This window comes from Micromonospora parva (assembly GCF_000718515.1).
Classification (GTDB): Bacteria; Actinomycetota; Actinomycetes; order Mycobacteriales; family Micromonosporaceae; genus Micromonospora; species Micromonospora parva.
Map to the genome: position 1 here is coordinate 1 of NZ_JNZS01000050.1, position 13,877 is coordinate 13,877.

13 protein-coding genes are annotated in these 13,877 nt (G+C 72.0%); 5 read left to right on the forward strand and 8 right to left on the reverse strand.

All coding sequences use genetic code 11. The features are described from left to right. Positions 1-10 precede the first annotated feature (10 nt). A complete protein-coding gene (locus IF22_RS0132335) occupies positions 11-379 on the reverse strand; it encodes a DUF3499 domain-containing protein (protein WP_030338263.1) in 369 nt (122 codons plus the stop codon). 153 nt (positions 380-532) lie between these two features. On the opposite strand from IF22_RS0132335, the gene IF22_RS0132340 reads away from it, so the two are divergent. Continuing rightward, positions 533-982, forward strand: coding sequence for a metallopeptidase family protein (locus tag IF22_RS0132340; protein WP_030338265.1), 450 nt, complete (start codon positions 533-535; stop codon positions 980-982). Positions 983-1,052: 70 nt separating this feature from the next. On the opposite strand, the gene IF22_RS0132345 is transcribed toward IF22_RS0132340, so the two are convergent. From IF22_RS0132345 to IF22_RS0132370, 4 genes are all read right to left on the reverse strand, one after another. Further along, entirely contained in the window at positions 1,053-1,310 is a 258-nt protein-coding gene (locus IF22_RS0132345; RefSeq protein ID WP_007455784.1) for a WhiB family transcriptional regulator, read from the reverse strand. A gap of 459 nt (positions 1,311-1,769) precedes the next feature. Beyond that, complete coding sequence (locus tag IF22_RS0132350; protein ID WP_030338268.1) at positions 1,770-2,099, reverse strand: hypothetical protein; 330 nt, start codon at positions 2,097-2,099, stop codon at positions 1,770-1,772. Between the two features lie 276 nt (positions 2,100-2,375). After that, on the reverse strand, positions 2,376-4,919 hold the full coding sequence (locus IF22_RS0132365) for a bifunctional FO biosynthesis protein CofGH (RefSeq protein ID WP_030338270.1): 2,544 nt from the start codon (positions 4,917-4,919) through the stop codon (positions 2,376-2,378). A 442-nt stretch (positions 4,920-5,361) separates the two neighbouring features. Next, positions 5,362-6,333, reverse strand: a complete 972-nt coding sequence (locus IF22_RS0132370; RefSeq protein ID WP_030338272.1) for a hypothetical protein — start codon at positions 6,331-6,333, stop codon at positions 5,362-5,364. A 98-nt stretch (positions 6,334-6,431) separates the two neighbouring features. Between IF22_RS0132370 and cofD the strand changes: the two genes are divergently transcribed. Together cofD and IF22_RS0132380 are read left to right on the forward strand one after the other, a co-directional pair. Further along, on the forward strand, positions 6,432-7,379 hold the full coding sequence (gene cofD / locus IF22_RS0132375) for a 2-phospho-L-lactate transferase (RefSeq protein ID WP_030338274.1): 948 nt from the start codon (positions 6,432-6,434) through the stop codon (positions 7,377-7,379). Further along, a complete protein-coding gene (locus tag IF22_RS0132380; RefSeq protein WP_030338276.1) occupies positions 7,376-8,461 on the forward strand; it encodes a coenzyme F420-0:L-glutamate ligase in 1,086 nt (361 codons plus the stop codon). Before cofD ends, IF22_RS0132380 begins: the two co-directional genes overlap by 4 nt. Before the next feature lie 150 nt (positions 8,462-8,611). Here the strand turns inward: IF22_RS0132380 and IF22_RS0132385 are convergent, their stop codons facing one another. Then, positions 8,612-9,610, reverse strand: a complete 999-nt coding sequence (locus IF22_RS0132385) for an ArsR/SmtB family transcription factor (RefSeq protein WP_030338278.1) — start codon at positions 9,608-9,610, stop codon at positions 8,612-8,614. Positions 9,611-10,010: 400 nt separating this feature from the next. Here IF22_RS0132385 and IF22_RS0132390 point away from each other — a divergent pair, with 400 nt between their 5' ends. Then, a complete protein-coding gene (locus tag IF22_RS0132390; RefSeq protein WP_081884272.1) occupies positions 10,011-10,631 on the forward strand; it encodes an NUDIX hydrolase in 621 nt (206 codons plus the stop codon). Here IF22_RS0132390 and IF22_RS0132395 read toward each other — a convergent pair. Together IF22_RS0132395 and IF22_RS0132400 are read right to left on the reverse strand one after the other, a co-directional pair. Further along, on the reverse strand, positions 10,600-11,691 hold the full coding sequence (locus tag IF22_RS0132395; protein ID WP_030338283.1) for a mannose-1-phosphate guanylyltransferase: 1,092 nt from the start codon (positions 11,689-11,691) through the stop codon (positions 10,600-10,602). The genes IF22_RS0132390 and IF22_RS0132395 overlap by 32 nt on opposite strands. A gap of 63 nt (positions 11,692-11,754) precedes the next feature. Beyond that, entirely contained in the window at positions 11,755-12,900 is a 1,146-nt protein-coding gene (locus tag IF22_RS0132400; protein ID WP_030338285.1) for a glycosyltransferase family 4 protein, read from the reverse strand. Between the two features lie 154 nt (positions 12,901-13,054). Between IF22_RS0132400 and IF22_RS0132405 the strand changes: the two genes are divergently transcribed. Continuing rightward, complete coding sequence (locus tag IF22_RS0132405; RefSeq protein WP_030338286.1) at positions 13,055-13,747, forward strand: TIGR03089 family protein; 693 nt, start codon at positions 13,055-13,057, stop codon at positions 13,745-13,747. The last annotated feature ends 130 nt before the right edge of the window (positions 13,748-13,877 follow it).

The window sequence follows — 13,877 nt, forward strand, 5'->3', positions numbered from 1 at the left end:
GGGCCGGGGGTTAGTGGTTGGGGGGGATTACTCGGAGGTGGCCTCGGCGGCCGGTCTGGTGGGGGTTCTCCGAGTGGTGCTGGTCCGGCTCCGGGGGGCGGGGGGCCGGGCGGGCGGCTTCGCGGACCGCTTCGGCCAACGCGACCAGGTCGTCAGTGGTGGGCGGCGGCGGCTCGAACTCGCCCTCGTGCCGGACGACGTCCCAGCCCCGCGGGGCGGTGAGGCTGCGGGCGTGCGGCTCACACAGGTCGTACGTGTGTGGCTCGGCGAACGCCGCCAGTGGCCCCACCACCGCTGTCGACTCGTTGTAGACATAGGTCAATGTGGCGACCGCTTGCCGGGGGCAGCCGTTACGGGAGCAGCGCCGTGGTGACCTCACGTGCGGCAGGGTATCTCCATTACCGGGTCCGGCGCATCGGTTCGCGTTGCGACACGCCCGTCATGGTGATCACAGTCGACCGCCCTGGGCGCGCCGCGCCACAGGATCGGCGCTGCCGCTGGCCAGCCCGACACGGGCGCTACCCTTTGCCTCATGACGAGCCCGGAACACCGCCGCCCCGGCTCGGGCCGGCGTGCGCATCGGGACCGGCACGGGCGCGGCCTGCGCGGGCGGCTGGTCCCGGCCACCGTGCCGCTGGCACGGACCAAGGCCGAGGTCTTCGACGACCTGGTTCTGGACACCGTCGAGACGTTGGAGCGTCGGTTCGCCAAGGAGCTGGCGGGTGTTGAGTTCGCGGTCGAGGACGTCCCTCCGGACCTGAACGTCTACGACTCGGATGTGCTGGAGGACGGCGAGGTCCCGCTGGCCCGGCTGCTGCCCGGTCGCCCGGGCCGGCAGGAGATGCCGCCGCGGATCGTGCTGTACCGACGGCCCCTGGAGTTCCGGGCGATGGACCGCGAGGACCTCGCCGATCTCGTCCATGACGTGATCATCGAACAGGTGGCGAACCTGCTCGGGGTGGACCCGGACGAGCTCGCCTGAGCCGACCTCCGAGCGGAGAGTCGGGCGGCCCCCACCGCCTCGACCCCACACCGCCCCGACCTGAGACCGGTCAGGCGGCCCGCCGCTTCAACTTGCGCCGCTCCCGCTCGGAGAGCCCACCCCAGATTCCGAACCGCTCGTCGTGACCCAGAGCGTATTCAAGGCACTCGGTCTTGACCTCGCAACGCGAACAGATCCGCTTCGCCTCGCGGGTCGAGCCGCCCTTCTCGGGAAAGAACGCCTCGGGGTCGGTCTGCGAGCACAACGCCCGCTCCTGCCACTCCGGCGCGTTTCCGAGCAGGTCGGCCACCTCAAGCTGGCCGTCCATCAAATGCCTCCTTGTCGCGCACCGGCGTCATCGCCGCTGCAACCCCCCACGCGAAAGGCGTGCTTGTCCGTCCGGTCCCGTTTTGTTGCGTTCCGTGCGAACAACCCCATTCAAATTACACGCGTGTAATGCGTGCGCCGTCAAGCCAAACTTGATAATGGAGTCGCCCTCCCGACACCCTCGGCCGACCCACTCGGGCCGTCCAGCCTCGCAACCTGCCCTATCGATTCAGACCCCGGCCGAGTAACGCCCTCTCCGGCGAGTTGCCCGACTTTTCTCCCGTGGCGCTTCCCCGACGAGTCGCCGCCCGGACGGCACCGGAGACCTCCAACGCTAAGCTGATCTTGGTGGGAGACAGGTTAACGCGACGCGGCACAGACTGCCTGTCGAGCCGCAGACAGCACTCGCGCCCCGTCCATGATGTGGACGGGGCGCGGCGGTAGAACCGATTCGTCGAGATCAGTCAGTTGCACCAAAACCGCTGCTCGGCCAGGCGAATTCAGCTATCTCTCCACCATGGACAGAAATCGTGCCGGCGGACGTACGGTCGTCCCACCAGACGGTATAGATCCCGCTCGGCAGACCGGGATAGACCGCACTGTGGAACGAGCCGTCCCGCACCTTGCGCTCGCGCACCGCCGAGTGGACCCGCCGGTCGTCGTCGCGACTGATCTCGATCTCCCGCCCCCGCAGATCCCGACCCGTGTAGATGATCAGGGCACCGGTGTCGCCGCCCATATCCAGGACGACACTCCCGGTCTCCGACGGCCCGTACGCGTGCTCGTGCATCCGCCCGCCCCCTGCGCGGTCAGGACGCCGCCGACGGGTTGTTGAACCAGTCGGCGGTCAACGTCTGCCGGCGGGTCAGTCGCGGCCACTCCCGCTTCCGCTGATCACTGGTCATGGGCAACCTCTCCGGCGTGGCGCGAACGCGCCCGCGGAGACGGACGGGTCCGACGCCGCCTCGCGACACCGCCGGGCCCCTGAGGGGACACCGGTGGCGGTCCTCGCCGTGACCGCCACCGGCACCGCGTGGTACGGCCGGCGGCGGGGAAAGGTTCGACGTCAGGGCCGGGCGTGACCGTACGCGGTCGACCGCTTGCGCGCCGGGCGACCGGCGGCCTTCGCGATGGCCCGCAACTGCTCCTCGGTACGCGCCGACCCGTTGTCGGAGCCGGCCATCCGGGAGATCGTCTCCTCCATCAGCGTGCCGCCGAGGTCGTTGCAGCCACCCTGGAGCATCGCGACAGTGCCCTCGTCACCCAGCTTCACCCAGGAGCACTGGATGTTGTCGATCCGGCCGTGCAGCAGCAACCGGGACATGGCGTGCACCACCCGGTTCTCCCGCCAGGTCGGCCCCGGTCGGGCGATACCCGCCAGATAGATCGGAGCATTGGTGTGCACGAACGGCAGCGCCACGAACTCGGTGAACCCGCCGGTACGGTCCTGCACCCCGGCCAGCACCCGGAAGTGCGCCAGCCACTGCCCGGGGTGGTCGACGTGGCCGTACATCATCGTGGAGCTGGACCGGATGCCCAGCTCGTGTGCGGTGCTCACCACCTCGACCCAGGCGGCGGCCGGGAGTTTGCCCTTGGTGAGCACCCAGCGCACGTCGTCGTCGAGGATCTCGGCGGCGGTGCCGGGGATGGTGTCCAGCCCGGCCTCGCGGAGCTGGAGCAGCCACTCGCGAACCGGCACGCCGGCCTTCGCGGCGGCGGTGACGATCTCCATCGGGGAGAACGCGTGCACGTGCATCTCCGGCACCCGGGCCTTGATGGCGCGCACGATGTCGGCGTACCCGGTCACCGGCATCTTCGGGTCGATGCCGCCCTGCAGGCACACCTCGCTGGCACCGGCCGCCCACGCCTGCTCGGCCCGGTCCGCGACCTGCTCGACGGAGAGCCGGTACGCGTCGGCGTCCCGCTCGCGCTGGGCGAAGGCGCAGAAGCGGCAGCCCACGTAGCAGACGTTGCTGAAGTTGATGTTGCGGTTGACCACGTAGGTCACGTCGTCGCCGACCGCGTCGCGGCGCACGTCGTCGGCGAGGCGGCACAACTCGTCGAGCGCTGGCCCGTCCGCCGCGAACAACGCCAGCGCCGCGTCGGTGTTGGCGGGTTCGAGCAGCGCCGCCGGGTCGTCAACCGCGAGCCGGAGCCCCGCCGCCAGGTCACGGTCCGCACCACCGCCGGCCGCCACCGGGGGTACGCCCGCCCGACGCGCCGCCGCCTCCGGGGTGACCTTGTCGGCCACCTCGGCCCAGTCGCCGTAGACGCTGTCGAAGTCACCCCGCCGGTCATCGGTGCGGCCCGTGGTGTCGATGGTGGCGTGCAGGTCGGTCCGGCCGCCGAACGTCTCCTCCGGCTCCTGCCAGGGCCGGCCCTGCGGCATCGCCGACTCGACGGCCATGCCGGTGGCCGGGTCGGCCAGCGCGCTCACGTGCGGCAGCAGGCGCGGGTCGAGCCACGGGTCGCCCGCGCGCACGTACTCGGGGTAGATGGTCAACCGCTCCCGCAACGTGAACCCGGCCAGCTCGCTGTGCCGGGCCAACTCCTCGATCTGCGGCCACGGACGCTCCGGGTTGACGTGGTCCGGGGTGAGCGGCGAGACGCCGCCCCAGTCGTCGATGCCGGCACGCAGCAGCAGGTCGTACTCGCCGGCGATGAGGTTCGGCGGGGCCTGGATGCGGGCCTTCGGGCCGAGCAGCAACCGCGCCACCGCCACCGTGGCGGCCAGATCGTGCAGCTCCGCGTCGGGCATGCCACGCATCGCCGTGTCCGGCTTGGCGCGGAAGTTCTGCACGATCACCTCCTGGAGGTGGCCGTACTCCCGGTGGGCGCGACGGATCGCGAAGAGCGCGTCCACCCGCTCCGCCGGGGTCTCCCCGATGCCGATCAGGATGCCGGTGGTGAACGGCACCCCCACCCGGCCGGCGTCCTCGAGCACCCGCAACCGGACCGCCGGTTCCTTGTCCGGTGAGCCGAAGTGCGGACCACCCGGCTCGGACCAGAGCCGGGTCGCCGTCGTCTCCAACATCATGCCCATGCTCGGCGCGACCGGCTTGAGCCGCTGCAACTCCGACCAGGACAGCACCCCCGGGTTGAGGTGCGGCAGCAGGCCGGTTTCCTCCAGCACCGCCACAGCGCAGGCGCGCAGATAGTCCAGGGTCGAGTCGTAACCGCGTTCGTCCAACCAGGTCCGGGCCGCCGGCCACCGTTCCTCCGGCCGGTCACCCAGGGTGAACAGCGCCTCCTTGCAGCCCTGCTCGGCACCGGCCCGGGCGATGGCCAGCACCTCGTCCCGGTCCAGGAACGGCGCCGGCAAGCGGTGCGGCACCGTCGCGAACGTGCAGTAGTGGCAGCGGTCCCGGCACAGCCGGGTCAGCGGAATGAAGACCTTTTTGGAGTACGTGACCACACCCGGCCGCCCGGCGTCGCGCAGCCCGGCGTCGCGGATCCCACCGGCCAACCGGAGCAGCTCGTCGAGCGCGGCACCACGGGCGGACAGCAGCGCGGTCGCCTCGTCGACGTCCAGCGCCCGCCCGTTCGCGGCCCGGCCCAGGGCCCGCCGAACGCTCGCATCGCTGGGAACGGACTGGGTGCGATCAACCATCCACTCACCCTATGCGCAGCGCTGCGCCACCCAACCAGTCCCGGCCCGCACCGTGGGAAACGGCACTGGACGATCATGGCACGCCTGCCGCGACCGGAGGTCGCTGAACGCGCTGGCGGCCGTCCGTCAACCACCCGACCTCGTCGATCAGGGCGGTCACCGCACCCGGCGGTCACCGCACCCCAGGCCGCTTCGCTTCCCACAGCTGGCAATCTTGGACAGTTTCCGTCAGCTCGGAACGGAAAGTGTCCAAGATCTACGTTGCCTGCCCGCTCCCCCGCCCCGCGCGGCCCCGGTCGGCCGAGCGGGGCCGCGCGGTCGGGCGGTCGGGCGGTCGGACGGGCGGGCGGTCGGACGGGCGCGATACCGAAGGTCGACGGGGCGGAGATGACTGACCGCGAGCCCCGTTACCAACCGTCCGAGGGCTGCTGGTCGGGTGAAGTCAGCGGGGTTGATCCGGGTGGTCGTTGGGCTTGATGTGCTGCGTGCGGTCGGTGTCCGGGTCGGCGGGGTGGGAAATGACCTCGGTAGGGTCGGCCGACTTGCGCGGGATGGCCTGCGTGGGGTCGGCGGACTGGCGCGGGATGGCCTGCGTGGGGTCGGCCGACGGCGGCTGCCCGAACGGGGGCGCGGCCGGGGACGGCGACTGCGGGGCCGGGCTGGCCGGCGGCGCTGACTGCGGCGCGGCCGGGAACGGCGGTGCCGACTGCGGGTGCTGCGGGGCCGGGAACGGCGGCGACGGCTGGCCGAACGGGCCGGCCTGCGGGTAACCGGCCGACTGACCGGCCTGCGGGTAACCACCCGACTGACCGGGAGCGGGCCAACCGCCCTGCGGCTGGCCACCGGGCTGACCGGGAGCCGGCCACCCGCCCTGCTGCTGCGGCCAGCCCGGCTGCGGCTGGCCGTAGACGCCCGGCTGCGGCTTGGGTCGCGGCACGTAGTAGTGGGCGCGCCAGATCGTGTAGACCACCCAGGCGGCGATCGCGAAGATCACCATCCAGGCGAACCGGGTGAGCACACCGAGCAGCGCGTCGAGCACCTCGGCCTCGGCCAGCCGACCCACCGTCCAGATCAGCATGGTCAGCGTGCCGAACAGGGCGCTGACCGCGTACTCGATCAGGGCTGCCTGGGTGATCAGCTTCGCCTTCGCCAGCACCGGCGAGATGTGCGTGGCCAGCAGCACCGCCAGCACTGGCAGAGCCACCCCCTCCACCCCGAGGAACGCGTAGAAGGCGCTGCCCGCCCGGTCGGTGAAGGAGCTGTAGTCGTTCGGGGCGACCAGCCGGAGCAGGCCCACGAAGAGGAACACGGCGTTGGCGCCGAGCAGCGCGAGCGCGGCGAGCTCACGCAGTGGCTTGGTCAGCTGACGGGCCTGTGTCGCGTCAGCGGACGCGGGCTCGGTGGGGCTGGTCACGAGCTCCCCCTCGGGGCAGGAACGGACAGGGCGCACGTGAGCCTAGTCTCGCGGGCCACCGACGGATCGCAGGCGTCACGTGCGCGAGGATGGTCGACATGCGCATCGTGGTTCTGGCCGGCGGCATCGGCGGCGCCCGGTTCCTGCTCGGGGTCCGGGCGTACGCCCGTGACGTCGGCGCGGAGGTGACCGCCGTGGTCAACGTCGGCGACGACCTGTGGTTACACGGGTTGAAGATCTGCCCCGACCTGGACAGCGTCATGTACACGCTCGGCGGGGGTGCCGACCCGGAGCGGGGTTGGGGTCGGGTCGGCGAGAGTTGGACGGTCAAGCAGGAGCTGGCCGCGTACGGGGCACAGCCGACCTGGTTCGGCCTCGGCGACAAGGACATCGCCACCCACCTGGTCCGCAGCACGATGCTCAACGGCGGTTACCCGTTGAGCGCGGTCACCGAGGCGCTGGCCAGCCGCTGGGAGCCGGGCGTGCGCCTGGTGCCGGCGACGGACGACCGGCTGGAGACCCACGCCGTGGTGGAGGACGACCAGGGGCAGCGGGCGATCCACTTCCAGGAGTGGTGGGTGCGGTACCGGGCCGACATCCCCACCCACCGTTTCGTGTTCGTCGGCGCGGAGACGGCGAAGCCGGCACCCGGGGTGCTGGACGCGATCGCCTCGGCCGATGTGGTGTTGATCGCACCCAGCAACCCGGTGGTGAGTGTCGCGCCGGTGCTGGCCGTACCGGGGCTGCGGGAGGCCGTGGCGGGCGGCCCGGCGCCGGTGGTGGGCGTCTCCCCGATCATCGGCGGCGCGCCGGTGCGGGGGATGGCCGACCGTTGTCTGGCAGTGCTCGGTGTCGAGTGCAGCGCGGCGGGGGTGGGTCGCCTCTACGGCGGCCGGGCCAGCGGCGGTCTGCTCGACGGTTGGCTGGTGGCCGAGGAGGACGCGGGCACTGTGGTGCCCGAGGTGACGGTCCGCGCGGTGCCGCTGCGGATGACCGACGAGGCGGCGACGGCGGCCATGGTCCGCGCCGCGGTGGAGTTGACGTGAGGTTGGAGATTCTGCCGGTGCTCGGCATCGGCCACGTGACCGAGGGCGACGACCTGGCCGCGGTGATCGCGACCGCCGCGCCGTGGCTGCGCAACGGCGACGTGCTGGTGGTGACCAGCAAGATCGTTTCCAAGGCGGAGGGGCGACTGGTCGACGTGCCGGCGGACGGACCGGAACGGCTGGCCGCCCGGGACGAGGTGCTGGCCGGTGAGACCGCCCGGGTGGTGGCCAGTCGGGGGGCGACCCGGATCGTGCAGACCCATCACGGCTTCGTGATGGCCTCGGCGGGGATCGACGCGTCGAACGTGGACAAGACCCGGCTGGTGCTGTTGCCGGTCGACCCGGACGCCTCGGCGCGGGCCTTGCGGGACGCGCTGCGGGAGCGCTACGACCTGGACCTGGCGGTGATCATCAGCGACACGATGGGTCGGCCCTGGCGCAATGGGCTCACCGACGTGGCGCTCGGGGTGGCCGGGATGCCGGCCATCCGTGATCACCGGGGCGAGGTCGACCCGTACGGCAACGAGTTGCAGTTGACCCAGATGGCTGTGGTGGACGAGTTGGCGGGTGCCGGCGAGCTGATCAAGGGTAAGTGTGATCAGGTCCCGGTCGCGGTGGTGCGGGGCTACCTGCCCGCCACCGAGCCGGACGACGCCGGTGGCGCGCGGGCGCTGATCCGCGACGCGGCACAGGACCTGTTCTCGCTCGGCACCGCCGAGGCCCGCGCCGCCGGGCTGTCCGACGCCGCCACCCTCGCCGATGGTCCCGGTCCGATGCCAGCCGACCTGACCGCGGTGCGACGGGCCATCGACGCGGTCGCCGGGGTGGTCGCCCCCGGCACGGTCTTCACAGTGGTCGAGGAGGCCGAGGTACGCGCCGGTCTGGTCGCCGAGATGCCCGGGTGGCCGGAGGGCGCGGCCCTGCTGCTCGGCTCGGCCCCGACCCCCGTCGAGCCGATGGGTCTGGTCCGCTTCGGCGCCGACCTGCACCGACTGCGCGTCGCCCTGGCCGCCGAGGGCGTCGGGTCGACGATGTTGCCGCCACCTCCCGGCAGCTCGGCGAGCGCCGCCCTCGCCCTGTAGCAGGGCGGGCGCGGCCCTCGTCCGGCAGCCCGGCCAGCGCCGTCTGCGCCCGGTAGCCCGGCGAGCGCTGCCCCCCGCCCGGTAGCTCAGCGAGCGCCGTCTGCGCGCTGCGGTGCCGGCGAATGCCTCAGCCGGCTGGAGACGGCCGGGTCACGCGTCCAGCATGGCCCGGCCCAGCGGGGTCAGCGTGTGCAGCACACTGTTGCGTTCCCGGTGGCTGACCAGCAGGCCAGCGTTGCGCAGCACAGTGGCGTGCTGGCTCGCCGCGGCCGGTGAGATGTTGAGCTGGCGGGCGACCTCGCCGGTGGTGCAGCCTTCGTCGCTGGCCTGCAACACCGCCGCCCTGGTGCGACCCAGCAGCGCGGCGAGCGATTCACGGCCGGCACCGGGCGCGAACGCACCGTTGGCGTCGGTCGTCACCAGCCCGCCCAGCCGGTCCACCTGGTAGACCAGCACCGGTGGCAGTGCCGGGTCGAGCAGTGCTACCGGGATGGCCGCGCAGAAGAACGAGGGCACGAGCAGCAGCCCGCGGCCGTCCAGGTGCAGTTCCCGGCTGTGCGGGTAGCTGCGGATCTCCAGCACGCCACTGTCCCAGCGCATCGCCGGGCGGAAACTGGTGAGCAGGCCCTCGACTCCGCCGTCGAGCAGTGCCCGGGCCCGTCGCGCGCGGTCCGCCGCCACAGCGGCCTGGATCCGACCCCAGTACGGGCTGATCGCCAGTGACCGGTACTGCTGCATCGAATCGGCCAGGTGGTGCAGCGCCGACACCTCACCCCGGGCCAGCGCGGTCGCCGAGGAGGGCAGCTGATTCTCGGTGGCCAGCACACTCAGGTCCCGGTGCAGCATCTCGACGGGCGTACGGCGCAGCGCGTCCAGCCCGGCCTCGAAGCCCTCGACGCTGGCGTACGGGGTGAGGAAGTCGGGGAAGTAACCGCGCGGCGGGTTCAGCGCGAAGAGCAGGCTGAGCTGCTCGGAGGCGGCGTCCTGACGCAGCGCCCACGACACGCTGCGCCGCCAGTTGGCCGTCAGCGGATCGCGGGTGCGGCCGCGCAGCACGTGCAGGCTGAGGACCAGTTCCCAGACCGGGTCCGCCGCCGGCGCCACCCGGGTCCGGAGGATGTCCTCCCCAGAAAAGTGGATCTTCAGCATGGAGCGCTCCCGTGTCGCCGGCAGGGGGATGCCGGGTGACCGTTCGACTCTACCTGCACGGCAGTAATCTCCATCTTTAAGCCTGGAATGAAAAACCTCGACGCCCCCGGGGCCGGTTCGGCATGCTTCCACTGCCCGAACATGGCGCCGCGCGTCCTGGACGCCCGCGCCGCCGAGGCACCGGGACCGGGGAGGCCCCGGTGATCGGACGGCACCACGAGGGTCTGCGGCCCTTGCTCCGCAGAGGTGCCGTCCGGTCATCCCGCCCCCACGCCGTCTCAGCCGCCACAGCGCGCGACCGATGGTCCTCGTCCGCGCCGTGAGATCAGCCGGCCACCAGGAATTCGACGCGTCGCGGGGTCACTGAAGCGGCCCATCGGGTGGACGCTCGTACAGTGGCATGGTGCCCGACACCGTGATCACCGGCCCGACCGCTCAACCGACCAACCCCGAGGCGTACGCGGCGCTGCACGCCGACGCCACCGCGTTGCTGGAGGGCTGGCAGCCGACCAGCCCGGACGCGGCCGGCGCGCGGGACCGGACCCTCGCCCTGCTCGCCGCCGGTCCGGTCGCCATGAGCCGGCAGCACCGTCCGGGGCACATCACCGCCAGTACGCTGGTGCTGGACTCCACCGGCTCCCGGGTGCTGCTCTGCCTGCACGGCAAGTTCGGGCGGTGGGTGCAGCTCGGCGGGCACTGCGAGCCGACCGACGAGACCCTCGTCGCCGCGGCCCTGCGCGAGGCCACCGAGGAGTCCGGAATCGCCGGCCTGCGCATCGACCCGGTGCCGATCGACGTGGACGTGCACCAGGTGCAGTGTCAGGGCGGCTCGGCGCACCACGACGTCCGGTTCGCCGTGCTGGCCCCGCCCGACGCGGTGGAGCAGGTCAGCGACGAGGCCGAGGAGCTGGGCTGGTTCCCGGCGGACCAGCTGCCCGAGCCGCTGGCCGGCGGGACCGTGCAAATGGTCGCGCCGGCCCTCGCAGCCCTCAGACGTAGCCCTCTTCGCCTCGCTCCTTGAGCTCGTCGACCAGGGCCTTGACGTCCTGCGCCCGGTCGCGCGGGCAGACGAGCACCGCGTCGGGGGTGTCCACCACGATCAGGTCGTGCAGTCCGAGGACGGCCACCAGCCGGCCCGACTGCGGCACGACCACGAGGTTGGTGCTGTCCCGCAGGAGCACGCCCGGCTTGGCTTCCGTGCCGAGCACCACGTTGTTCGCCTCGTCGGCCGGCAACACCTCGCCCAGGGTGTGGAAGTCACCGACGTCGTTCCAGCCGAAGTCACCCGGCACCGTCGCGACCCGACCGGCAGTGGCCGCGCCCTCCATCACCGCGTAGTCGACGGAGATCTTCGGCAACGTCGGCCAGATCGCGCCCAGGACGTCGTCCTGCTCCGGTGTGCCCCAGGCGGCGGCGATCGCGGCGACGCCGGCGTGCAGCGCCGGCTGCTGGCGGGCCAGCTCGGCGAGGAAGACGTCCACCCGCCACACGAACATGCTCGCGTTCCACAGGTGCCGGCCCGAACGGACGTACGCCTCGGCGACCTCGGCGGCCGGCTTCTCCTTGAACTCGGTCACCGGCCGCCACGGCACACCGTCGGTCGGGTCACCGGTCTCCAGGTAGCCGTAGCCGGTCTCCGCGCGGGTCGGGGTGATCCCGACGGTCATCAGCATGCCCTGCTCGGCCCCGTGGACCGCCTCCTGGACTGTGCAGACCCAGCTGTCCGGGTCGCGGATCAGGTGGTCGGCGGCGAAGCTGCCCATCACCGCGTTCGGGTCGCGCGTCGCGATCACCGCGGCGGCCAACGCGATCGCCGCGCAGGAATCCCGGGGCGAGGGCTCGACCAGGATGTTCTCCTCCGGCAGAACGGTCAGCTGCCGTGCCACCGCCGTGACGTGCGCGGCGCCGGTGACCACAAGGGTCCGATCCGGTGTGGTCAGCGGCGCGAGCCGTTCCACTGTCGCCTGGAGCAGCGAGGCGCTGGTGCCAGTGAGCGGGTGGAGGAACTTGGGATGGCCAGCACGGGACAACGGCCACAACCTTGTGCCGCTGCCACCTGCCGGAATGACCGCATAGAGCATCCGCACATCATGCCCGACGTACCTACCCAAAGTGGCCCGGGTCACCAGCAGTGGCGCGGCGGGTCAGGAGCGGGCGCGGCTCCACGCGGCGATGTGCACCTCGGCGCTGGACTCCCAGGTGAATTCCTTGGCCCGGTCGACCCCCGCCTTCGCCAGCGACAACCGCCGCTGCTCGTCGTCGAGCAGAGCGGCCAGGTCGATGCCGATCTGCTCGGGATCCTCCGAGGTGTACGCGACCGCGTCGCCACCCACCTCGGGCAGTGAGAGCCGGGGCGTGGTCAGCACCGGGGCGGCGCACGCCATCGCCTCCAGGATCGGCAGCCCGAACCCTTCGCCGTAGGACGGGTACGCGGCGACCAGCGCGCCACCGAGGAAACCCGGCAGGTCGGCGTAGCGCAGGTAGCCGGGACGCAGCAGACGCAGGTGCGACGGCACCTCGGCCACCGCCCGATCGATGTCGTCGTCGTGCCCCTGCCCACCGGCGATCACCAGGGCCGGCGGGTCGACCCGGTCAGCCACCGCCCGCGCCCACCCACGGATCAGGTTGGGCACGTTCTTCCGTGGCTCCTTGGCACCGAGGAACGCGACGTAGCTGCTGTTGCCCAACCCCAGACGGGCGCGTACGCGGGCCTTCTCCTCCTCGGTGGGAGCGTGGAAGGCCGCCTGGTCGACACCGTGGTAGGCCACGTCGATCCGCGTCGGGTCGGCGTCGAGCAGCCGGATCAGCTCGTCGCGGGTGGCCTTGCTGGGCACGATCACCCGGTCGGCGCGGCGCAGCGAGGTCTTGATGGCGCTGCGGAAGAACGTGCGGCGCGACTTGTCGTAATGCTCCGGCTCGGTGAAGAACGTCGCGTCGTGCACGGTGACCGTGACCGGACACCCGGCCCGCAGCGGGCAGGTGTAGAAGGGCGAGTGCAGCACGTGTGCGCCCACCTGCTGGGCGAGCAGCGGCAGGCCGGTCTGCTCCCAGGCCAGCCGGGCCGGGCGGTGCGCCACGGCGGCCGGAGCGGGGATGATCTCCGCGCCGGGCAGCATGCGGGTGTAACGCTCCAGGTCGGTGCGGAGACTGACCACCGCCAGTTCCACCCCCGACCCACACACCTTGCCGAGGGCACCGAGCAGACCGTCGACGTATCGACCGACACCACCACGGTCGGCGGGGACACTCGTGGCGTCGATGAGCACGCGGGGCGGGCGACCGGCGGTCACGGGGCGACTCCTTGTACTGGCGGGTCTGTGGGGAACAACACTCCGGGGGTCAAGCCTACGCCGGGGCGCGGGGCCGACGCTGACTGCGACCCGACGGTACGCCGACTTGTCATCGTCATTGGGTACGGCCCGCACTGGCGTATCGTTCGCGCCGATGGCCGACAACATTGCCCGGGTGTTCGCCGACGCGATCGCGACCGACCCGACCCGACCGCTGCTCACCTGGTACGACGACGCCACCGGCGACCGCACCGAACTCTCCGGCGTCACCCTGGCGAACTGGGTGGCGAAGACCGCCAACCTTCTCGTCGACGAGGTGGGCCTCGCGCCGGGCACCCCGGCCGGTGTGCTGTTGCCGCCACACTGGCAGACCGCTGCGGTGCTGCTGGGCTGCTGGTCGGCCAAGCTGAGCGTGGTCGACACACCGGGTGACGTGGGCGTGCTCTTCGCCGCCGTGGACCAGTTCGACGAGGCGCAGTCGTGGTCGGCCGACGAGCGGTACGCCCTCGGGCTGGCCCCGCTCGCCGCCCCGCTGCGGCAGGTGCCGCCCGGGTTCGCCGACTACGTCGTCGAGGTGCGCGGACACGGCGACGACTTCACGCCGCAGTCCGGTCCGGGCCCCACCGACGCGCACCTGCTGAGCCGGGCCGAGGCCCGTGCCACCGAGTTGGGCATCGAGCCCGGCGCACGGATCCTCGTGGAGGCCACCCGCCACCCCGATCCGGTCGACTGGCTGCTGGCCCCCCTGACCCGGGCCGCCACCGTTGTCCTCTGCGCCAACCCGGACCCGACCCGCCTGGCCCCCAGGCTCACGGCGGAAAAAGTCACCCACTCCCTCCCCAGCTAACCTCCCAACCCCACCCCACCCCACCCCACCCCACCGCGATCTTGCAGTTTCTGTTGTCGATATGCATTGAATGCCCCTTATGTCGGAGCAGAAAGTGCAAGATCGACGGGGTGGGTGGGCAGGGTGGGGG